At 70.8% G+C, this 22163-nt stretch carries 20 protein-coding genes; 7 read left to right on the forward strand and 13 right to left on the reverse strand.

All coding sequences use genetic code 11. The features are described 5' to 3' along the window. Positions 1–412: 412 nt before the first annotated feature. The gene (locus V6V89_RS10270) at positions 413–1687 is read right to left on the reverse strand and encodes a hypothetical protein (protein WP_334618792.1); all 1275 of its coding nucleotides are present in this window, start codon (positions 1685–1687) and stop codon (positions 413–415) included. Positions 1688–2148: 461 nt separating this feature from the next. On the opposite strand from V6V89_RS10270, the gene V6V89_RS10275 reads away from it, so the two are divergent. The 7 genes from V6V89_RS10275 (at position 2149) to V6V89_RS10305 (ending at position 12747) form a co-directional block, all read left to right on the forward strand. Next, positions 2149–2340 carry an FxLD family lanthipeptide gene (locus tag V6V89_RS10275; protein ID WP_334618793.1) on the forward strand — a complete coding sequence of 64 codons (192 nt, stop codon included), beginning with the start codon at positions 2149–2151 and terminating at the stop codon, positions 2338–2340. Positions 2341–2430: 90 nt separating this feature from the next. Further along, on the forward strand, positions 2431–5592 hold the full coding sequence (locus tag V6V89_RS10280; RefSeq protein ID WP_334618794.1) for a lantibiotic dehydratase: 3162 nt from the start codon (positions 2431–2433) through the stop codon (positions 5590–5592). After that, positions 5589–6866, forward strand: coding sequence for a lanthionine synthetase C family protein (locus V6V89_RS10285; RefSeq protein WP_334618795.1), 1278 nt, complete (start codon positions 5589–5591; stop codon positions 6864–6866). The genes V6V89_RS10280 and V6V89_RS10285 overlap by 4 nt, the downstream gene beginning before the upstream one ends. Positions 6867–6896: 30 nt before the next feature. Then, complete coding sequence (fxlM, locus tag V6V89_RS10290) at positions 6897–8990, forward strand: methyltransferase, FxLD system (RefSeq protein WP_334618796.1); 2094 nt, start codon at positions 6897–6899, stop codon at positions 8988–8990. Positions 8991–9321: 331 nt separating this feature from the next. Beyond that, complete coding sequence (locus V6V89_RS10295) at positions 9322–10101, forward strand: hypothetical protein (protein WP_334618797.1); 780 nt, start codon at positions 9322–9324, stop codon at positions 10099–10101. 257 nt (positions 10102–10358) lie between these two features. Further along, a complete protein-coding gene (locus tag V6V89_RS10300) occupies positions 10359–10760 on the forward strand; it encodes a type II toxin-antitoxin system Phd/YefM family antitoxin (RefSeq protein ID WP_334618798.1) in 402 nt (133 codons plus the stop codon). Positions 10761–10965: 205 nt separating this feature from the next. Beyond that, entirely contained in the window at positions 10966–12747 is a 1782-nt protein-coding gene (locus V6V89_RS10305; RefSeq protein WP_334618799.1) for a hypothetical protein, read from the forward strand. Between the two features lie 123 nt (positions 12748–12870). On the opposite strand, the gene V6V89_RS10310 is transcribed toward V6V89_RS10305, so the two are convergent. The 12 genes from V6V89_RS10310 to V6V89_RS10365 all read right to left on the reverse strand — a co-directional run bounded on the left by V6V89_RS10310 (position 12871) and on the right by V6V89_RS10365 (position 22049). Continuing rightward, positions 12871–13266, reverse strand: coding sequence for a hypothetical protein (locus V6V89_RS10310; RefSeq protein ID WP_334618800.1), 396 nt, complete (start codon positions 13264–13266; stop codon positions 12871–12873). A 557-nt stretch (positions 13267–13823) separates the two neighbouring features. Further along, a complete protein-coding gene (locus tag V6V89_RS10315; RefSeq protein WP_334618801.1) occupies positions 13824–14291 on the reverse strand; it encodes a hypothetical protein in 468 nt (155 codons plus the stop codon). A gap of 405 nt (positions 14292–14696) precedes the next feature. Next, positions 14697–16148 (reverse strand): hypothetical protein, encoded by a 1452-nt coding sequence (locus V6V89_RS10320; RefSeq protein ID WP_334618802.1) that lies wholly within the window; start codon positions 16146–16148, stop codon positions 14697–14699. Further along, entirely contained in the window at positions 16145–16327 is a 183-nt protein-coding gene (locus tag V6V89_RS10325; RefSeq protein ID WP_334618803.1) for a hypothetical protein, read from the reverse strand. The genes V6V89_RS10320 and V6V89_RS10325 overlap by 4 nt, the downstream gene beginning before the upstream one ends. A gap of 154 nt (positions 16328–16481) precedes the next feature. Beyond that, positions 16482–16904, reverse strand: coding sequence for a hypothetical protein (locus tag V6V89_RS10330; protein ID WP_334618804.1), 423 nt, complete (start codon positions 16902–16904; stop codon positions 16482–16484). Then, positions 16904–17161: a hypothetical protein gene (locus V6V89_RS10335; RefSeq protein ID WP_334618805.1), complete on the reverse strand. Its 258-nt coding sequence runs from the start codon at positions 17159–17161 to the stop codon at positions 16904–16906. The genes V6V89_RS10330 and V6V89_RS10335 overlap by 1 nt, the downstream gene beginning before the upstream one ends. Before the next feature lie 393 nt (positions 17162–17554). After that, on the reverse strand, positions 17555–18229 hold the full coding sequence (locus tag V6V89_RS10340) for a helix-turn-helix domain-containing protein (protein WP_334618806.1): 675 nt from the start codon (positions 18227–18229) through the stop codon (positions 17555–17557). Between the two features lie 428 nt (positions 18230–18657). Next, positions 18658–19434 carry a hypothetical protein gene (locus V6V89_RS10345; protein ID WP_334618807.1) on the reverse strand — a complete coding sequence of 259 codons (777 nt, stop codon included), beginning with the start codon at positions 19432–19434 and terminating at the stop codon, positions 18658–18660. Between the two features lie 2 nt (positions 19435–19436). Then, positions 19437–19631: a hypothetical protein gene (locus tag V6V89_RS10350; RefSeq protein WP_334618808.1), complete on the reverse strand. Its 195-nt coding sequence runs from the start codon at positions 19629–19631 to the stop codon at positions 19437–19439. 125 nt (positions 19632–19756) lie between these two features. Beyond that, positions 19757–20137 (reverse strand): hypothetical protein, encoded by a 381-nt coding sequence (locus V6V89_RS10355; RefSeq protein ID WP_334618809.1) that lies wholly within the window; start codon positions 20135–20137, stop codon positions 19757–19759. Positions 20138–20184: 47 nt separating this feature from the next. Further along, positions 20185–21084 (reverse strand): hypothetical protein, encoded by a 900-nt coding sequence (locus V6V89_RS10360; RefSeq protein ID WP_334618810.1) that lies wholly within the window; start codon positions 21082–21084, stop codon positions 20185–20187. 422 nt (positions 21085–21506) lie between these two features. Beyond that, complete coding sequence (locus V6V89_RS10365) at positions 21507–22049, reverse strand: hypothetical protein (RefSeq protein ID WP_334618811.1); 543 nt, start codon at positions 22047–22049, stop codon at positions 21507–21509. Between the last annotated feature and the right edge of the window lie 114 nt (positions 22050–22163).

Below are 22163 nucleotides of genomic sequence, written 5' to 3' on the forward strand. Positions count from 1 at the left end.
CGCGCTGGAGCCCGTCGCATCCATCGACCTCGGCTTGGACGTCGAGCGCGGCGGCCAGGCTCGGGAATCCACGTAGGTGCCCGCGTCGGAACCAATCACGGGCGGCCTGCGGGCTGGCGTCGCCGGCATATCTGGTCAGGCGCCGGTGGACCAGGGTGCCCTGGTCAGCGAGTTCGGCGGCGTGCGAGCCTTCGAGTAGCAGGGTTCGGGTGTAATCCCGGCCGGTGCCCGACCACGGCGCGACTCGTTCCCACAAGCGGGTCACGAGGCGCTGCTTGGCGGTGTCGTTGTCGAAGAAGAACGCCAGCAGGTGTCCGCCGCGCGCAACCCGGTCATTAGCCGCTGCCCGCCGAGTGCGCTTGACGCCGGATCCGCCGATGGCCAGTCGGCTGGGTAGGTCGTTGACGTTGGCTCAGCCGAGCATGCGCGGTTGGTGGGCGGCCATGCGGTAGTCGCTCAGGTGCTGGGTCCGCGGGTCTCCGGCGGGGAACTGTTTGAGCAACGCGTCCAAGCGCTGCTGGACGCGCGCGGAGTCGATGCCGGTGGCGGCGTCGATGGCGGCGCGAGCGGTGGCGTCGGCTTCGTCGATGCGGTTGGTACGCAGTTGGGTTTCGGCGATGCGCACCAGGTAAAGATTGCGGTCGCGTGTGGAGTCCGCGTCAAGGGTGTCCAGTCCGGCACCGAGCGACCGTTCGGCGGCCGGGAGGTCGTTGATGGCGAGCAGGGCGGTGCCGGCCTCGGCGGTGAGCGAGGGCTGTGGCATCCAGTACACCCAGTCCGGGTCGTCGCCGTCGCGGCGACGGTCGTAGAGGTCATCGGCCTGGTTGATCAGCACGGCGGCTGTCGTGGCGTCGCCGCTCAGGGCGTGGGCGCGGGCCGACCAGCAGTCCAGCATGGCCAGAACGGTGCGGGCGGCGGGGTCGACGCGGCGGCGCGCGACTTCAAGTAGGCCGACCGCTGTGGCGCCGTCGCCGGCGTAGGCCGACTGGAGGGCGAGGTTTGACAGCACGTAGACGCCCTGGTCGACGTCGCTGGCGACGGCGGCGGCGCGCAGCGCTGCGTGCCAGAAGCGTTGAGCAGCGGCTTGGAGGCCGGCGTCAAAGGCGGCCCAGCCGCAGAACCGCGCCTGTGCGGCGGCGAGAGACCACAGCCGGCCGCCCAGTTCGGCGGGGTGGTTGCCGGTTCGGATCAGGTTCTCCACCAAGCGCAGGTCAGCGACGCCGGCGGCGAGGCAAGCACCGCCACCGAGAACATCGTCCAGGTGCCACAGTTGCTCCAGCCTGGCGTGCATGTGATCGACCATGTCCGGGGTCACCCGGCCACGGTCCAAGCCGGGCACCTGCTGCGGTTCAGCGGCGCTCCAGGCGGCGGCAAGGCCCGTCGCTGCGGACCCGGACATGATCAGAAAACCTCGGCGGTCCATCACTGCCGACTCTACGACCTTGGCGATCGTGTCGGCGGCGGCCGACGTGGTCCACGCTGTGGTCGTCGGCTCCTCCGGGTCGACAAGCAGGAGCCAGTCCGGCCACGGGCAGGCGTCGACGAGGTGACGGGCGACGCCGAGCTCGTCGGCGAGGGCGTACTGCGCCGGCGGTTCGGGCACCGCGAGACCCTTCTCCCACCGCCAGACCTTCTCCTTGCGGACGGCCATGTTGAGGCGGCTGCGACGGGCCACGACGGTCGCCACGTGGACAAGTGTCCATCCACGTTGGAATCGCACGGCGGTGAGCGGATGGCCGATCAGGTCTCGCGTTCCGGTCGACATTGGCATCGGCACGCTCTCGAGGGTTGGGAGGCTACCTGAGACTACCGGCCAACGGCTGCGTTCGGTTACCCGACGCACGGACGATGACACCCGTGGGTATCGATGCCGTCCCCTCCGCCGGGTGGTGACCGTGGGGTTGTACCGCTCGCAGATGGCCGTCTTCGCCCAGGCCCGATGGGCTGAGGGCGAGCGGCTGGCCGCCGTGCACCGTGCTGACGGTGTGGGCTGCTGTATTACCTGCGGTCGGACGGCGCCGTGCCCCGATCGGCTGGAAGGGGATCGGCTTCAGCAGGTCTACGAGCCGTGGACCTCCCCAACCGGCCAAGCGGATCCATCCGTGGTCCGGCCTTACGTCCTAGCCCCCTCCTGAAGGGATATTCGACATGACTACCTCGACGACGTTCGCGGACGGGACGTGTAGCCCGGCCGCCGTGGCCACCGGATCAGCCGGTCCACTGGACATGGCGGCGTTCCAGCTAGACATCACGGTGATCGAGCAGGGGGACCTTGGTGGTCTCGTCCGGCTGACCGATGACAACTGCGGCAGCACCTGCACCGCCTGCACGACCGGCTGAGCCAGAAGACCCGAACACGATACCGGCCGGCTGATCGTCAACCTTGGTGGAGCAGCCGGCCGGTACCCGACGCCACCCTCGGAGGTGCCCGTGAAGGCTTCCGCCTCCACGCCCACGTTTCAGGTCGCGGGGCCGGCTCTGCTTCGGGCCTGTGCCCACGCGCCCTTCCCACTGCCACCGTGGCCGGACCTCGGCGCCCGGACCTGCTCTGGCCTCCACGCTGGACAGGCATGGCTGCGGCAGGTGTGGGGGATAGGCCCGGTAGCGGAGGCGATCCGTCACGCCAGCCCCGACCTGGCGCGGGCCGTGGTGGACCTGTGTGCCGCCACACCAACCGTGGTGGACGGGCGCGGCGTGCGCCGCAGTGTTCTGGCGGTGGCGCGGTACCTGCTGCGCATGACTGGACGGCCCACTCCCTTCGGGCTTCTGGCCGGAGTGGCCTCGGCCGAGTTCGGATCATCCGAAGGTGCGGGTGTGATCTGGGGCGATGCGCATCGGGCTGTGGCGCAGCCGGCGGCCGGCTGGCTCGCCGAGATCATCTCCGGGCTCGAAGCCAGCCCGGCGGTGCTGGCCAGGCTGCTGGTGGTAGCGAACTCGACGCTGACCCTGCGCGGTGATCATCTGATTGTGTCGCACCAACCGCGCGTTGACGGCCGCGGTGTTGTGCCGACCGAGGTAGCGATCCGCCACACCCCTGCCGTGAGGCTGGTCGTCGAGGCGGCGCAGTCTCCGGTTGGTGTCGCGGACCTGTTGGCGAAGCTGCGTGCCGGGGCGCCGGCCGTGCCGGTCGAGCAGGTGGAGGCGATGTTGTCCACGCTGGTCGCCCGCCAGGTGCTGATCACGAACCTGCACGCACCCAGTACCGAGATCGACCCGCTCGACCACCTGGTGCGGGTCCTGGATGCCTGCGGTGCCGGGCGGGTCGGTGAGGCCGCCGACCTGGTGCGGTCCCTGCGCGAGATCGCCGGCCTGGTTACCGAGCACAACGGCATCGACGTGAGCGGGCAGGCGGTGAGCGGGCAGGCGGCGGTGCGGGACCGGCTATCCGAGCGGATGCGGACGGTGCAATCCGTCCCTGGACGGCACCCGCTCGCCCTCGACCTGCGGTTGGATGCCCGGCTGGTGCTGCCGCAGCGGGTCGCCGCTGACGTGCAGCGGGCCGCGCTGGTTCTGGCCCGGCTCAGCGAGTACCCCTACGGCACGCCAGCCTGGCGCGACTACCACCGCGCGTTCTACGAGCGGTACGGGATCGGCGCGCTAGTGCCCCTGCTGGAACTCGTCGATCCCGACAGCGGCATCGGGTTTCCGGCCGGGTACCCGGGAACGCTGGTCGACCCGCCGGCGCCGAAGGTGAAGGCACGCGACGAGCTGCTGCTGTCGCTGGCGCAGATAGCCGCGATCGAGGGGCGTCGCGAGATCGTGCTGGATGAGGCGCTGATCGCGGCGCTGGAGGCAGGCCCTACCCCGCCGCGGTTGCCGTCGCACCTCGAAGTCGCGGTCCGTGTCAACGCCGTCGACGAGCGGGCCCTGCGGCAGGGCCGGTACACCCTCGAAGTGGTGCAGGTGTCCCGCAACGTCGGTGGGCTGACCGGCCGGTTCTTCGGCGTACTCGACGCCGACGCCGCGGCGCGGCACATCGCCGCCATGGCCGCGCTACCAGCGGCAGACAGCGAAACGCTGTTGGTGCAGGCGTCGTTCCCGCCGCTGGACCCGGCTACCGCACACGTCACCCGAGCGATACGGGCCCTGCCGACGGTGCTTAGCCTCGCCGAACACCGGCCCCACACCGATCAAGCGTTGAGCGTGCGTGACATCGCGGTGGGCTGCGACGGTCGCCGGCTCTACCTGGCCGTGCCGGCCTGGGGCCGCCGGATCGAAGTCTCTGCGCTGCACGCGCTGAACCTGCGCACCCACACCCCGCCGCTGGCCCGGTTCCTCATCGAGGCGACCCGGGCGCAGTGCGCGCTGCTGACCGGTATCCGGTGGGGTGCCGCCGCGTCTCTGCCGTACCGGCCCCGGCTGCGCTACGGCCGGGTGATCCTGGCGCCGGCGACGTGGCGGTTGCCGGCCGCCGAGCTGCCCGGCCGGGACACCGCCGCCGCGGTGTGGGACGAGGCGCTAGCCGGATGGCAGCAGCGGCGGCGGATGCCGCCGCACGTGCGGATGGTCGCCGACGACATGCGGCTGATGTTCGACCTGACGCAGCCAAGTCACCGGGTGCTCCTGCGTCGACACCTGGACCTGGCCGGCCACGCGGTTCTGACCGAGGTCGTCGACCCGGACGGCGAGGGCTGGTGCGCCAACCGGTCGCACGAGGTCATCGTGCCGTTGCGGGCCAGCGCGCCGCCGCCGTGGCCGCCACTGCCGGCGGTGTCGCCGGCCCGGATCATCCGCCGGGGGCACGGCGAGCCACCCGCCGCTTCGAGGCTGCTGTACGCCCACCTGTACGGGGACATGCGCCGGCAGGACCAGTTGCTCGCCGAGCACCTGCCGCGCCTGCTGGCCAGCTTCGACACCGAACCGGAATGGTGGTTCCTGCGCTACCGCGACGCGGACCGGCTCGATCCGCACCTGCGGCTGCGGATCCGCCTGGCCAGTCCGGACGGCTTCGGCCTGGCGGCGCGGCTGGTCAGCACGTGGGCGGACCGGCTGCACCGCGCCGGACTGCTGCGGGAGGTGCGGTACCCGACGTCGTACTCCGAGACCGGCCGGTGGGGTTCCGGGGCGGCACTGCGAGCCGCCGAGCGGGTCTTCGCCGCCGACTCCCGCGCCGTGCTCGCGCAGCTGCGCCAGGCCGACCGACCGGACCGGCAGGCGCTGATCGCCGCGCACACCGTCGCCATCACGATCGCCTACCTCGGCGACACGACCGCGGGCATGCGGTGGCTGATCCACCAGCTGCCGGCGGCCGCACCACAGGCGCCGGTGCCCCGACCGGTGTTCGACAAGGCGGTGCGGATCTCCAACCCCGACCACGGATGGGCGGCGCTACGCGCCGCGCCGGGCGGCGCCGCGATCGTCGACGCCTGGCGGCCGCGCGAGGAAGCCCTCGCCACCTGGCGGGCGCAGCTCGACGTACCCGGGCCCGATGCCGCCGGCATCAACCGCGACGACGCCCTGCGGCACATCCTGCACGGGCACTACATCCGCGCCTACGGCGTCGACTTCGACGACGAACCGGCCTGTCTGCACCTTGCCCGCGCCGCGGCCCAGGCATGGACCGCCACCCACACCACCGGAGTACCAGCATGACCAGCGGCCACCCGGTGCTGGCCGCGGCGGACGCCATCGCCGACCACCTCGCCCATCCCCAGATCGCGTCCACGCTGGCGGCTGGACGAACCTGGTGGCCCCACCACCTGGCACACGGCGCACCCGGCATCGCCCTGCTACACACCGAACGCGCCGCCGCCGGGCAGGCCCCGTGGCAGCGGGTCCACGACTGGCTCACCTACACCGCCGGCACCCCAGCCACCTGCGGCCCCGACAGTCACCTCAACTACGGCGCCCCATCGCTCGCGTTCGTCCTGGCCACCGTCGCCGAGCACCTGCCCGGCGCCTACAGGTCGACGCTCGACAAGCTGGACGCGACGATCGCCGCCGCCGCGCAGCGCTGCGCCGCCACCCACCACCGTGGCCTGCTCGCCGGCCGCCGTCCCGTACTGGCGGACTTCGACCTTGTTCGTGGCGTGAGCGGGCTCGGCGTCTACCTGCTGCTCCGGATGCCGGACAGCCCAGCGCTGGCCACCGTGCTGTCCTATCTGGTGCGGCTCACCGAACCCGCCACCCACGACGGGATCCAGGTGCCTGGCTGGTGGACCACGGTCGGGCCGCACGGCGACCCCGACCAGGCGCGGTTTCCCGGCGGGCACGCCAACGCCGGCGTCGCGCACGGCATCGGCGGGCCGCTGGCGCTGCTGGCATTGGCCGCCCTCGCCGGGGTGAAGGTGCCCGGCCACCACGCGGCCATCACCACGATCTGCGGCTGGCTGGACCAGTGGCGCGTAGACACCCCGACCGGACCGGTGTGGCCGTACTGGGTGACCCGAGACCAACATCGCGCTGGCCCACCCGCCGTGCACGAGCACCCGCGGCGCCCATCCTGGTGCTACGGCACCGCCGGCCTTGCCCGCGCCCAGCAGCTCGCCGCGCTGGCCATCGCAGACACTGACCGGCGGCTGCTGGCCGAGAACGCCGCCGTCAACGCGCTGACCGACCCGGCGCAGCGGACCGCCACGGTCGATTCGTCGTTGTGTCACGGCTTCGCGGGCATGGCGCACCTGGCGACGCGGATGGCGGCCGACGCCGGACCGCACACCGCAGAGCGCCTACGTGCCGTCGCCTCGGAACTCCTCGACGCCGTGCACCCGCCGGACGCCGATCCCCGAACCACCGCCACCACGCTGCTGGCCTCCGCGGGACCGGGGCTACTCGAAGGCGCCGCCGGCGTCGCGCTCGCCGCACACGCGCCGGCGGCCGGGACGCTGCCGCGTACCCGCTGGGACGCCTGCCTGCTCATCTGCTGAAACCTCGTCGACCCCTCGAAGGACACCGCGATGACCACCGCCACCTGGCGTCAAGCCGACATCACCATCAACCCCCACACCGGATGGCAGATCCTGGCCACCGACCTCGCCCCTGACCTCGACCAGGCGGTCCGGCTCGGCGTACTGGGCGGCTGGTGGTACATCCGCAAGAAGGTATGGCGACTACGGGTCCACACCGACGACGCCGGCTACCTCACCGTCCAGACGCTGCTGGACAAGCTGGCCGCCAACGAGCGCGTCCTGGGCTGGCATCCCAACATCTACGAACCCGAGACCATCGCGTTCGGCGGCCGCGACGGCATGGACACCGCCCACCGGCTCTTCCACGCCGACGGCCACCACCTGCTCGCCCGCGCCCGGGAAGCCGGCTCGACTCCCACACTGCCGTGGCAGTGTGAGGCCACCGCGGTCCTGTGTGCCGTCCTGCTGCGCAGTGCGGGACTCGACCGCTACGAGCAGGGCGACGTGTGGGCCAAGGTCGCCCTGGAGCGCCCCGTCGACGTGGCCGACCCGGCCGTGTTCGACGAAGCGCGACGTGAACCACTCGTGCAGGCGATGACCCGGCTGCTGACCGTCGACCCGAAATGGCTTAGCGACCCCGGACGCCCGTTGGCCGGTTACGCCGGGTGGGTCGCCGGGTTCGAGCGGGCCGGTCAGGAACTGGCCGCCCTGGCGCGCGCCGGGCGGCTGCGGCGCGGCCTGCGTGCCGTGCTGGCCCACCACATCATCTTTCACGCCAACCGGGCCGGGATCTCCGTGCCCGACCTGTCCACAATGGCGGCGCTGGCCATGACCGGGACCTTTGGCTTCGACGCCGTGGTGTCCGGCCGGTCCGCGCCACCACCGACCACTAAGGTGTCCGAGATGACTACGATCAGTGATCAACAAGCGGAAACGCCCGATGCCCTGCGCGCCGCGATGACGCAGCGGCTCGCCGACGAAGCGGTGATCCACACCAACGCCGTGCGGGACGCGTTCTCGGCGGTTCCCCGGCACCTGTTCCTGCCGAACGTCGACGCGCCAGCGGCCTACGCCGACGAGGCCGTCTACACCAAGACCGCCGGCGACGGCACCCGCATCAGCGCCGCCAGCCAGCCACGCATCGTCGCCATGATGCTCGAACAACTCGCCGCCCAACCCGGCCACCGGGTGCTCGAACTCGGGGCGGGCACCGGATACAACGCCGCCCTCATCGGGCACATGGTCGGCGCCACTGGGCACGTCACCACGATCGACGTCGACGCTGATCTCGTCGACGGCGCGCGTGAGCACCTGGCCGCCGCTGGCGCGACCAACGTGGACGTCGTGCTGGCGGATGGAGCGCTCGGCCACCCCAACGGCGCCCCGCACGACCGGATCATCGCCACAGTCGGCGCCTACGCCGTGCCCACCCCTTGGCTGGATCAGCTCACCGACGACGGGCGGCTGGTCGTGCCGCTGCGGCTGCGCGGTGCGGCGTCCCGCTCGATCGTGTTCACCCGCGCCGGCACCGGATGGCGCAGCGTCGACTCCCAGCTCGCGGTGTTCATGCCACTACGCGGTATCGGCGACGACGCCCGCCGCATCGTGGCACTCAACCCCGAGCAGGACGTCACCTTGCAGGTCAACAAGGACCAGAGCGTCGACGCCGCCCAACTCGCCGGCGTGCTCGACACCCCACGCGAAACCGTGTGGACCGGGGTGATCTTCCCCCCGATGGTGCCCTACGAGTGGGTCGACCTGTGGCTCGCGCTGCGCCTACCCAACTCGATCATGCGGATGAACACCGCCCGTGAGGCGATCGACCGCAAGCAGGTGGACCCGATGTTCCCCACGTGGGGTGCGATGGCCACCGTCGAAGGCCCGAACCTGGCCTACCTCACCCTGCGTCCAGCCGACCCGGTCGACGGGCAGAAACGCTACGAGATCGGGGTCATCGGCCACGGACCCGACGCCGCGGCCTTGGTGGACCGGATCGCTGGCGAGGCGGCCACCTGGGACACCCGATTCCGCGACCGGACCGTGCGGTTCGAACTGCCGACGATCCCCACCGCCAGCAGCCCCGACGAAGGCCATTTCTTGATTGACAGGCCCGGCCACCCGATCAGCGTCATCTGGGAGTAACACCATGGACGCCACCGGGCCGATAGCGCAACGCTTCCCCCTCATCGCCCGGTCGCGGCCGCCGTGCACCGCCCTGTCCGCGAGGATCAGCGCGCTGGCCGCGCTCGCGGACAGGGCCGCCAGCGACGGCGACCTCACGGCCGCATCACGCGTGCACAACCAAGCCGCCCTCATCGCCTCCGACTGCGGGCAACAGCAACTCGCGCGCCTCTGGTGCCACCAGCACGCCCACGCCTACCTCGACACACCGGGACGCCACACCGGCACTGCTCGAAATGCCTTCGAGCCGCTTGTCAACCTCGCCCGACTACATATCCGCGCCGGTGACGGAGTGGCCGCCGCCGCCCTGCTCGACAGCCTCTATCAGGCGGTCCTCACCCGGACCGACGCCGTCATCGACGGCATTCCCGTTCCCGCAGCCGTGCTTACCACCAGCAGCGACACCCACCGCGAGCTCGTCCAATGGCTGTGGGGCGTTCAGCTGGCCGATGGCAGCCGCGCCTTGACCACCGCCGGTCGGTGGCGCGACGCCGAAGACCGGCTTAGGCGGCACAACGGCATCGGCCGGCGCATGCTCGACGGCCGCCAGGTCGCCGTGCTCGCCCGCGCGATCAGCGGCGACCGCGCCGAGGCCCTGCACCTCCTCGCCGAAACGCAACCTGGTGAGCCGTGGGAAGCCGCCGTGGCCGCCTGCCTCACCGCGCTCGTGCTGCCCACGGACCTGGCACTGCTTGTCGATAACGTCGAGATGATGGTCACCCGGTACCGCTCTCTGCGACCAGAGCCGACGCTTGCGGTCTTCCGTACTCGCCTAGGGTTGGCCATCATCGACGCGATCAACAAGCCGGACGATCCGATGACGCGTAACATCGCTCGCGACCTGATCCGCGAGGTTCTCGACTACGGCGACGGTTACGCCGCGCGCGACGTCCTTTCACACCACTCATCGGTGGCGGTCGGCACCTCTGATCAGGCCCACGGCCTGTCCACTGTGGTTGAGGCAAGCGGCCTCGGGCGGCCGCTGCCCGAGCTGGCCATTCACCGTCTTGAGACCGCCCTAGCGACAAGCAAGGCCGTGATCGTAAATTCGTTGTCCGCCACGGCGGCATAAACGTCGCCCTTCCCATAGACGCCACGGATGATCCCCGCCCACAGCACACCGTCACACGCGGCCAAGAAACGGATCGGTCCCGAAGGAGCCTCGTGTGGTGGGCCTGTACGACCTGGCGTCAACTGTCGACGACCGAGGCCCCTCGCCGCGTCGATGTAGCCCACCGCCGCTACCCGGCAGCCCGCCGAACCGCCGGCGTTGCGTTTGCCCGACCGGGCGGCTCGGGAAAGTGTCATACGCGTCCGGATGCTGAACTTATGGTCGCCGGTACCCGCCCGAACGATGCCCGCCGCGAGGTCACGATCCACGAGGCACGTACGCGCTTAGTTCAGCTCGTCAGGCTCACCGCGCTCACAGACCTCGTGACGATCATTACCGATGCCGGTCGACCCGCCGCCGCCCTTGTACCAGTGGAGGCTGCCCGCAACAAGGCTCAGGTCCGCGCGGCTGCCGCCAGCGCCGAGGCGGCCGCGGCTGGGTGGGTGCATCGCCTTGAGGCTGAGCGGTTACGCCTCGCCCAGCAGCATTCGGCTGAACTTGGTGCGGTCACGGACGCTCTCGCCCGTGCCTGGGCGGCGCTAGATCGTTTCAGCCCGGCCGGCAAGGATCGGGATGTGGACGAGATGAGGGCTGCGCATAACCGGTATCTGCACCGGTGACGCGGATGGCCGGTGCTGGAGCTGCGCCGGTCGGCCTCGTAGCGCCCCGGCCGACGTCTTGGTCGCTAGACGGCGGCGACGTCCTCAGGCCTCGAGCCGCTAAGACTCATGGGGGACACCGCCGACCCACGACCGTGTCGGCTTGTCAGCGCCGCGTGGCACTGTGTTACCCGAAGCTGGCGCGGCTTGAGTCAGGAGCGCACAGGTGACCGATGACACTACCGAGCAATCAGCAGACACCGCTTCCGCGGATGGCGAGCGGCGCGGCGGCGGGCATGAGCTCGCCGCCGTCGTTGGCGAGTTGGGCCGGTACCTGTGGACACGGGCCCGGGATCGCAGCAGTGAGCACTGGCCGCCATGGTGGCTCATCGCTGCCGCGCTCGGCGTGGGGGCGGTGGTGCTGGTCTGTTTCGTAGCCCCGATCCTGCGGGGCCTGGCCGCCGCGGCGGCGCCGGCCGGGCACGCCGCGACGGCCTGGTTGAGTGATCAGGCACTGAGTCAAGTCGTCACCGTCCCTGTGCACCAGTATCTGGACACGCACACAGCGGCGATGCCAGTGGTGGCCGAGACCCTGTGGTGGACCTGGTGCATTTCTGGCGCCCTCCTATTTGTACTGGCCGTGACCCGCAACGTCGGCGGCCGGGTTGGCTGGGTGGGCTACGGCGCGGCGACGGCTGGCATGGTGTGGACGGCGACGCCGGCGCCGTCGCAGTGGGTGGGCGTCGGTGTCGTCGGGCTCTGGTGGTCGCTGCTGTCGGTGCCGGCGTTTCGGCGACGGCGGCCCGCGCCGGTGGTCGTCGTTTCCGGTGAGATGGCGTCCGCAGTGTCGGCTACGGCTGCAGGCGTCCGCGAGCGGGATCAGGAGTTGGTCGAGGTCGACCCTCGCGACGACGCGGCGCGGCTGGCCGGCGTCTATGAGCGGCTGGTGCGGCGGCAGCAGGTACGCGGCGGGCTGCTCCCGCCGAGCCAGACTGCTTGGCACGTCACCGCGTCGGGGCAGGGCTTTTCGGCAGTGGACGAGTCCGGCCGTCCTGTCGCGGGCTTGGCCCGCAGCGCGGAAGCGGCTGCGGAGTTGCTCTCGGGGGTGTCCACCCCGCCTGGTGCTTGCCCCGCGATCCGGTGGGCCAACGCGCCGGTCGGCACGTGGATGCCGGACCGGCTGCCGTATGACACCGGTGGCGCCCTTCCCTCCATGGGCGCCTTTCTTGAGGCCAGCGCGAAGCAGCGCGCCGAACTCGCGGCCGCGCTACTGAGCGCGCGCGCCGATTGGGATCTTGACCTGCTAGCCGAGAAGATCACCGCCCGGGCCGCCGCGCTCAACGAGAAACATCCTCTGATCTCCGTTACCGAGTTCGTGCCCTACGAGCCATTGTGGGACGGCGAGGATCTCGGCTACCTCGACGCCTACGCCTGGGTCGATCCCACGACGGTGATCGGCGGCAACGCCCGCCACTGGAACGATTTCGGCGACCACCGGCCCGAGATCGTCGGCCTGATCATCGAGAAGCTTCTGACTGCCGATGATCCGGACGAAGCGGTGTGCGAGGTGCTCAGCGACGACGGGATCGTCTACATGGAACGAGCTGACGGCCCGGCCGGCCCGATCCATCAGGTGACAGTCAACGGCACGCACCGCACTCACGCCCTGCGTCTCCTGGGCGCTCCGATGCTGGCCGCAGAAATCAGGGTCGCGGCGCTACCATTGCGGCTCCGCGAGCTCAGCATGTGGGAGCGGGGGTTCACCGGGTCGGCGGAGCCGTTGTGGCGTGGGCTGATGCGCCACGGCCTGCTTGTCGGGGACATCGTGCGCACCAAGTACGGGGCGGTACTCGAACCTCATCACGTGGCTGCGCCATGGCTGCTGCGCCCACCAGCAGCGGCTGCGAAGATCAGCGCTGCCTATGACCGGCTCTATCCAGGCGCCCTGGGCATCCCGGCCAACGCATTCCAAGGCCGTGCTGGATGGTGCCGCTGGCTGGAGGATTGACCCGTTACCGTCCAGGAGGAGTCCGGGGAAGGGGACCGGAAAGCGGGGATTCTCGTTCTTGCCCATGATCGACAACCGCTCCATGATCCGTCACACACCCGTGCAGCTGATGGTCGGGCACTATCAATGGAGGCCGCGTCGGCGGAGTTCGCGCGCGGCGTCGGAGTCGCCCATCTCGCTCGCGCGCCGGTACCAGGCCAGCGCGGCGATCTCGTCGCCTAGTTCTTCGTTCAGGACGGCGACGTTGTAGGCGATCTCGGCGTCGTCGTCAGCCGCGGCCACCAGCAACTTGAGGGCCTCTGACTTGCGCCCGGTCCGGTCGAGCATCAACGCAAGGTTGTTACGAGAGTCCGGGTCGCCCGCCTCGGCGGCCTTGCGGTACCAAGATTCAGCTGCGACGTCATCTCCGGCACGCTCTAGCTCGATAGCCAGGTTGTACTGGTCTACCGGGTCACCTGCCTCTGCACCCGCTCTGTAGCGACGGGCATTGAGACGATGGATTAGAGCCAGGAAACCCACAACCGGCAGTGTATGGGCTGCCGACATGCACCCGTACTTGCAATGATGGGCTGTTCAACTGCGATGAGGTCCGCACTGCAGGGATTTAGGAGGGGGCGGGCCTGGACTGCGGCCGGTCCGCCCTCGCATACGCCGTGAACTGTCGTCGAGAGCCCGCTCGGCGATGGCACGGGCGATGCCAGCCCCCGAGGTCGATCAGAGGTGGTACGTCACAGTGGCTCCAGGCGCCCGGGCCGTGGCGTGGTCGACGTTCCTCAAAGGTCGATAATTTACCTTATGTCAGGTAATGGGTTAGATGACCAGTTCGGCGATGAGGCCACAGCAGGCGCTGATCATCCCGACGGCTAGGAGGGCGACGGGACGGCGACCAGGTACGCCCACCATGGCTTACGGAGTCTAGGGTCGGCCTTACGCACTTGGAAGCTCCTTGGCTTCAGGGCCGCCGGCGGGCCCGGGGAGCGGGCTGGGGTCGAGGCCGTCGGTGCTCACGGCTGTCGTCGGCCTCCGCCGCGAGCCGGGCGAGGTGCTGCGCAGCGGCGGTAGCCGTCGGCGCCCAGTCAGTGCGGGTACGGGGTGAGCCCTACGGCCGCCGCGGCGGCGTCGACGTCGACGGCGAACTGTTCGTCGGGCCGGTCGCCGCACCAGGCGCCGGGCCGGCTGGGGTCTGTGAGCACTAGGCCGCGCAGCGGCGCGGGTAGGTACCGGGCGACCCACCGGAGTCGGGCGACCTGGCGCAGCTGGGCGGTGAGCTGGCGGCGCAGCTCGGTCTCGAGGTCGTGCGCGCGCCGCAGCCGCGCTTCGTACTCGGCGCGCAGGTCCGCCAGCTGCCGGCCGGCGGATGCCTCGGCGGCAGCGATGCGCGGGCGGGCGAGATGGTCGGCGGCCTCGACGATGTGGCCATTGAGGTTCGCGGTTACCTGTTCCAGCCGTACAGCGAGGGCGGCAAGGTCGGCTGGGTTCGTCTCGTCGGCGGGCGCCGCGGTGCCTGATGCGGAGCCCTGTCGGGTCACGTGGTGGGAGGTCACGGCGCGACGCTACCTGTGCCTGGCTGCTCAGCGAGGCCGTGTGCGCGGCTCGACGGACGCCCACACTGGAGCGGGCCCGCTCGACGGCGGTGGTTCGCGGCCAGCGCATCTCCGTCAGCGCTTGATTCGAACAGTCGAACAGTCGAACGCCCGAACAGTCGAACGGCAGAGCAGCCGGAACATCGAAGAGTCACACCCGCTTGGCGCCGGGCACTGCTCCATACCCGAGCTAAGTGAAGGACACCCCCGACACGGAAGGCGCATGACGGGGTTTGGGCGCGCGGACCCACGGGGTGCGCGTATCCGTCGTCTCGTGGCCCGCCCGGTGCCCACACGTCGGGGTCGACGTGTGGGGGCACGGGGACCGGCTGGCCGAGCCGGTCGGCTGTCTGGCTCACGGGTTCCCTACTCCGGTTCTCCGCCTCGTCGTCGACCCCGGCGAGGGCTGGGCTGCTGTTCGGGATCGGTTGGTCGGGTGGTGGCGAGGCTGGCGAGTTGCTCGGCGTATCGGCCGGCCCGTTCGTTGGCTTCGGTGGCCTCCGCGTGGGCCTGGTCGCGCTCACTGCGGAGCCGGTCACGGTCGGCGCGGGCCTCGGCCAGGTTCTCCGCCGCGCTGGCGAGCCGCGCTTCCAGTTGTTCGCGGGCTGCGTCGGCGCGGTCGGCGCGGCGCTCCGCGTCGGCGGCGCGGGTCTCGGCGGCGCGGGCGGCCTGCTCGACTTCGGTGCGGGCGGTGCGCTCGGCGGCGGCGGTCTGATGGGCCTGCTGTAGTTGGGTTTCGAGCTGCTCGCTGCGGCCCTGGGCGTGTTCGAGTTGGGCGCGCAGGTCGGCGAGTTCGGCGGTGATCCGGTCGCGCTCGCCGATGGTCTGGCGAAGGTCGGCGGCGTGGCGGTCGCGGTCGGCGCGGGCCTCGGTCAACTGCTCGGCGGCGGTGGCGAGTCGGGCCTCTAGTTGTTCGCGGGCTGCGTCGGCGCGGTCGGCGCGGCGTTCGGCTTCGACGGCCTTGGTGTCTGCGGTGGCCGCTGCCTGTTCGGCGGCTTGTGCGCGTTGGGTGGCGGCGCTCAGCGCGGTCTCAAGGTCGGTGATCCGCTCGCGGGCCCGGCGAAGTTCGCTGTCGAGCTGGTTCCGCGCGGCGCTGGTCTGCTCAAGTTGGCTGGCGAGGTCCTCGGCCCGGCTGCGTTCGGTCTCCAGTTGCCCGGTGCGTTCGGCGAGCTGCCCGGCGAGTTGGTCGCCGCGGGTGGTGGAGGCGTCGCGTTCACGGGTCCGTTCGTCGAGGGCCTGGGTTACTTCGTCGAGGGCCTGCTGGGCTTGCCGTGCCTCGGCCCGAGCCTCGTCTCGGGCCTTCTCGGCGGCCTCTGTCTGGTCGGCGAGGGCATCGACGTAGCTTTCTGCCTTCTCGGCGCGGGCTTCGGCGGTGAGACGGCGGTCGCGCTCTTCGGCTTCACGAGTCTCGGCTTCGGCGGCCTTCTGCCGCTCGGCGGCGGTCACCTTCTCGATTTCGATGGCGGCGGCCTCTGCGTCCCCGGAGAGGCGGGCGGCGTGGTCGAACAGCTCGGCGGTTTCGCGGAGCGAGGCGGCGACCACGGTGGCCTTACTGAGGCTGTCGATGGCGGTGGCGCGGGCGTGCTTGGCGGGCCGCTGATCCGGGTCCGGTCCGCCGGTGGTCTCCGGGCGGATTCCGGCGGCGGCCTGCTCGGCTCGGAGCGCCTTCAAGGGGGTGTGGTCGGGGTCTTCGCAGTATTCCGGCGGTCGGCCTGGCCCGGGACTGGCCGGGCGGCGGGGCTTGGTGCAACCGGGGAACTTGCACGTGGGCTGCCCGGCGGTGGGCTGGGGCGGCGCGGTGCGCTCGGCGTCGGTCATCGGTGCGCCACTCCTGCGGGATGGGGGGCGTCTAAGGCCGTGGCGAGCGTACGACGCGCGGCGCGGCGGGTGTCGATCAGCATGAAACCATCATAGCATTTCATTTCGTATCGCCGCAACATAATGAAACGAAAAGAAATGAAAAGAAATGAGCCGGCCGAGAATTCGACCGGGCTCATGGTGATGAGGGCAGGTGTCTGTCGGTTCTCAGCTGAAGTGGCGAGCGCGCAGCGCGATGGCGAACCGGGTGGCGAACGCCCGACGGTGTCTCACCGGAAGTGGCGGATCGCTGCTCCGGCGGCCCGCCAGAGGGGCGTCGGTGTTGTCCAGGAGTCAGTTCACGGGTCGGCTGGCGAGCCGATCCAGCACCGAGGTCAGTGACACCTGGCCGCCCGCCACCCGGGCGAGGGTCCCCCGGGCGACGAGCTGCGAGATCGTGCCCTTGGTGACGCCGAGCAGCAGCGCGGCCTCGGTCTGGCTGACGCCCTGGTCGTCGAGGGCGTGCGCGATCGCCCGGCCCAGCTCGGTGGTCCACCAGGTGGGGTCGTCGTCGCCGGGGTGGCCGATCACGTCGAGCAGGTCCGCCGCCGTGCCCTGCTGCTCGCCGGGGGTGTGCAACTGGGCGGCGATACGCGGGGCGCTCGCCGCGATGCGCTCGCCGAGGACGGCGGTCATGTCGGTGCCGAGCAGGGCGGCCCACGAGATCGCGGCGGCTTCCAGTGCGACGGTGACGGCCTCGGTCAGATCGTCGCCCATCAGACGCCCCGGTAGGAGCCGCGCTCGCCGGCCAGGTCGGGGAGCATGTTCTCGCCGGCGAACTCGCAGACGCCGAGGCGGTCCTCCTCGCCGTCTGCGAGTTCGATGCGAAGAATGCCGCCCTCGTCCCCGTCGAAGTCGGGGTTGCCGGCCGAGCGGAAGGTGCCCTCGACGTGCTCGATGGCCGCGTCGTCGGTGGCTGCCTCGAACGGCTCGCTCTCGTAGCCGCAGCCCTCGTAGTAGACGTACGTGGCCATCTCGGGCCGCCTCCCTGATTCCGGAGGGGGCTCCGCACCCCTCATGTCATCCAGTGTGAATGACATGGGGGGTGGTGTCAATCGGCCCGAATGACAGTAGTCGAACGGACAGAGTGCACGGAAATCCGCCAGATCAGATGGGAAACCGGCCCGGCTCGTCGACGGGCTCGCATGTGGCGAAGGGCGGGTCAGCGCGATGACGGACCGACAGAACGAACGGGAAGCGACAGTGTCCCCCGCGCTGGGCGCCCGGCGGGGGGGCCGGCCAAGGGGCGCGGAGGAAGGGACGCAACCTCCGCGGGTGTGGGGGTCTAGGCGCTCTGCTGCCCGTGCCGTTCACCCTAGGCAGGTGCGATTCGGCCGCCTACGGCCGTCTGAGAGCGTAATTGCTGGTCAGAGGCTTGGCGGAGGTGCCTGGTTCGCAGCGTGCTGGGCGCGCGCCTGCCGGAGGAGCCGGTAGGCGGTGTTGAGCGGGACGCCGAGAGCCTCGGCGAGCTGGGTGCCGGTCAGGTGCCCGCCGGCGGAGGCGATCGCTGCGACGGCGTCGGCCGTGGTCGGTCCACCGCGGCGTGTGCCCCCGCGCGTCGATCCAGGGCGGTCGTTGATCCAGCTCTGGACGCGTTGCCGTTTCCACTTGCGAATGGTGCCGCCGCGGCCGGGTTCCTCCACATCCGGAAGGGGAAGGTACCCGTCCTGCCCGTGTTTCCAGGAGGGCTGGCTTTCGGCGACGTACTTCGCCCACGGGCCGGCCTCGACGCCGATGATCTCGCGGAACTGCTTGGCAGTCAGCAACTCCTCTGGATCGCCGTCGAGATGTACGTGGTGCACCTTGGCGCGCCGGGCCGCCTCGGCGGGGGCGAGGACCGTATTGCGGAACCGATCGAGATCGTCGAGCGCGTACCAGTCTTGGCCTGCGGTCCGGGTCGGTAAGGCGTCGGGCCAGCCAGAGCCCTCCGCCTTGCGTTTGGGCGATGCGAGCAGATTCACGGTCTGCAACGAGCGGCCGAGGTACTCGGCTGCGCCACGGCGGTTGGTGGCACGGCGACCGTCGACTTCGCGGATCTCCATAGCCTCGGTCCCTGCTCGTGTCGCGCTGCCGCCGGACGTTGTCTCCGCCGTGAACCGCGGCGGGCGGGCACTGCCCGTCGACCATTCCCCCGTGCCGGTCGGCGACTGATGCCGCGTTCCTGGCGTAAGGAGAGATCGCGGTCCACTGTACCGATGAGGGTTGTGCCGGCTACGGCCGGCGGCCGCGACTGGGGAACCCGTGTCGGCGTGCATGGGGGTTACCTCCTGGAGGAGAGCTGCCCGGTTCGAGCCCGGGTTCGGAGCGTTGGCTTGCGCCCGGAGGGGGGCGGGGGGCGGGAGCGCGCAGGTGATCCCCGCTCCCCCCGTTCCTTACGAGGCGGCGCGGCGACGTGCTGCCACGCGTCCTTGAACCTGGGTCCGCCGGCCGATTCCGTGGAATCCGCGCCGGCCGGCGACGGTACACCGGGTCAGTCGCCGGCGGGGTCGGGCAGGACCTGCCACCGCTGGCTCTTCGTCCACGCCTGCCAGACGCCGTTGCTGTGCGGCGTGCGCGGGTAGACGATGCGGGCCGCTGCGAGCAGGGCCTCGTCGGTGTCGTCCGGAGTGGACGGCAGCGAGTGGTGCTCATCGCCCCAGGCGCAGTGGTAGCGGGCCAGTCCAATGCCGCGTCGGGTGGCCGCTTTGACCAGCGTCTGGCCGAACCACTCCTCAACGAGACGGTCGAGCACGTGCGCGGTGGTCGGGGTGGTGCCGTCCTCCAGCACGCTCTGGTCGGCGAAGCGGTCCACCTGGGCGACAGTGACGGGGCTGCCCGGGTTGGGTCGGTACTCGGCGTAGCCGACGCAGAGGTCGTACTCGATGGTGCCGACCGGCTGACCGTCCAACGCCAGCACTGCCGTGTACTGGAGCTCGCCGCCGCGGCGGGACACCACGCGCAGCGGGGTGAACGGCACCATCAGGTTGGTGTGCGGCAGGGTCAGCTCGTCGGCGTGCTCGCAGCGGATGCATGGCAGGTCGGCGTGCGGGCGGCGGCAGGGCCGGGTGGGCAGCGCCTCGGCGGTGCGGGCCACGAACACCAGCCCGTCGACCTGGTACGCGAACTGGGTGTTGCCGGTGGGCAGCAGCAGGTCGGCCACTTCGGTGCCGTCGGGCAGCTCGCGCAGCGCGGTGACGGCCGCCTTCGCGGCGCCCGCCCAAGCGCGCCGGACGGTGTCGCCGACGCGGATGCCTTCCAGGGCGTCCATGATCATTCCCCCTGTCCGGCGTGGTACTCGGCCAGGGTGTGCAGCGTGGCGTCCGGGTACTGCGCGCGGACCTGCTCGGCGGTGTCCAGGGTGGCCAGGAGCCTTGATTGGCGAGGGTCGCTCTGGTCGTAGACCTCCCACGCGTCCACGCCGCCGGGCGAGCAGGAGTATTCGATCTCATAGGCTTCGATCTTCACGATCACGCTCTTTCGCTGAGGTTGTTGGTGTCCGGGTTCCGGTCGGTGTAGCCGCACCGTCCGAGTGGTTCAGGGCGTTGGGTGTGGCCGGCCCAGCCGGCCACACCCACGGGGAGGGAGGCAGGTCAGTGCGTGGCCGGGTGCCCGGAACGCTCGATCCGCGTCCTGCTCCACCGGCCGTAGCGGGCGTCCGTGGCACTCACCGCGTCGACCTGTGCGCAAAGCTCGGCCATGACCGCCTGGTACTCGGGGTCACGGTGGTAGGCGTCTTCGTCGTTCTCCTGCCGCCGGTCGAACTCGGCCACGTTCTGCGGGTAGGCCCAGTCGATGCTGTTTTGTCCGGCGCCGTTGTCGGGGGCGAACCACAGGTACCCGTCAGGGCCTTGGAAGTGGGCCATCCCGTACAACACGGCGTACGCGTCCGGGACCGGGAAGGCGTCGCTGAACTGGAAGCCCTCGTAGTCGAAGCCGTCCTGCATGCCGTACGTGGTCGCGGTGCGGGTCATGCTGTGTCCTCTCAGATTGGGCTGGTCAGAGCTCGGTGGGTGGGGTGTCACGAGCGGGTGGCGGGACAGTCGGCTGCGTTGTGCGGGCCGCTGCTGGCACCGCAGGGGCGGGTGGCCAGGGCGGCGTCGCGGGCGGCGATGGTGATGGCCGGGTCGTGCGCCACGGGGATGCGGGCGCGGTCCTCGCCGGGCCCGCAGCGGCCGGTCTCGTCGTACTCGCCGTCGCGCCACGGCTCGGCGTGGTCGAGCAGCGCCCGGTACAGGTAGATGAGGTGGCCGCAGTGCTGGCAGGTGGCGACCTGGGTGGCCGAGTTGTCGGCGAGGCAGTCGTGGGTGCCGTCGGCCAGCTCGATCACCCTGGCCGGGTTGCCGTTGAGCATCGCCAGGTACTGGTCGGTGTCGCTCGCGCACAGCGCCTTGGTCTGCTGCCCGCCGGAGCGCGGCCACCACAGCACGATGTTGGTCGCGGGTTGGTGGCAGTGCAGCCCAGCGCATGCGGTGACGACCGCTGCGAGGTCCGGCGCTGGGCTGGTCGTGGGGCGGGCCAGGTGTTCCAGGTCGACCAGGCGGTAGCCGGTGCCGTGGGCGCCGGATGGGAACCGCACGGCGGCGGTGGCGTAGCCGTTGTCGTCCTCGTGGATGGCGGTGACGGTGGGGGTTTCGCCCGTGGCCCGGTAGCGGACGCGGTCGCCGACGCGGATCGGGGTGGTGTAGGCGTCGGAGGTCAGGATGACGGTCCGGGTCGGCAAGCCGCTGCGGAACGCGCCGCGCTGGGTGAGCAGGAACCCGGTGACCTCGACTGTGCCGTCGAGCGGGTCTGGCCGAATGGAGCTGACCTCTATGTAGAGGCCGGTCTTGAGTGGCTGGAGCGTGTGGGCGCTGCGGGCCTTGCCGGGCAGGACCTGGATCCGGTCGCCGTGGCGAAGGTCTATGTCGGTGCTGGTCAAGGTCGTGGTCCTTTCGACGTGGTCTTTGGCCGGGTGGCTGTGCGGCGGCCGGCCCGGGACAAGCACGCGGGCCCGACCGTGCCTGCGGACCAGCCGTTTCGGTACCTGTGGTGTTGTGCCGGCAGTGGGCGGAGCTGGTGCCGTGCAGCTTGGGTCGTGGGGTTGGCCTGCCCGGTGGTCCCGGCGGCGCAACGCGGGCGCGGCAGCCCGCGGGCCGGGTGCTCGATGCACTCGGAACGCGGACTCCGCGCGGCGGGCGGTGACGATCGCGACTGACCCGGTGCACGTGTTCGCGCTGGGTTGCGTGCCCGCCGAGCCTCAGGGTGGGGATGCTCGGCGGGTCGCGTCTCCGCTTTCGGCGGCCTGCTGGGGCAGTCTGCCCGCGCGGGGTTTGCCCCCCACGCGGGCAGGATGCCGGGGTGTCAGCTGACCGGCAGGCGCCCAGGCCGGTGCACGCGGTTGGCGGCGGGTACGGGGGCGACGCCGATGGCCCTGTCGGGTCGGACCGGAACGGCGGCGACGGCGAGGTGCTGTTCGACGGTGCGGCGGGCCGACTCCATGTAGGTCAGTGCGCGGCTGCTCAGTTGCTCGCCGTCGCCGTTGTAGGGCATCCAGAGGTAGACCGTCTGGCCGAGTTCGTTGCGGGTGTTCTCGCGCTGGACGTAGCCGGCGATGTCTTGTCCGGCGTGGAGCACCCATCCGGCCCAGTCGTTGGGCCCGACGATCCAGCGCCATGCGGCCGGCATGCCCGTGGCGGGGGCGGCGAGGCGGCAGGCGGCCGCGCTTGGCGTGACGGTCCGCGACGCGGATTGGCCGAGGTCGACGATGTACCCGTGCGTGCCGGTGGTGCTGTCGTGCCAGTGGTCCAGCACGGTTCCGGTGCCGGCGGCGACCGCCGCTGCTCCCCAGGCACGGGCAACCTCGTGGTCCGGCCAGGTGATGTGGTCACCGATCTCGATGCGCATGAGAGGAGGTTCCTTCCGTTCCGGTGGGTTCCTGTGGGCGTGGGGTGGGTTGCCGTCCCTCCGTCACGCTTGTTTTAATGATACAGTAGATCTGGTTCTGATGGTGCCCTCGCA

This window comes from Micromonospora sp. CPCC 206061, from assembly GCF_036906915.1.
Taxonomy (GTDB): domain Bacteria; phylum Actinomycetota; class Actinomycetes; order Mycobacteriales; family Micromonosporaceae; genus Phytohabitans.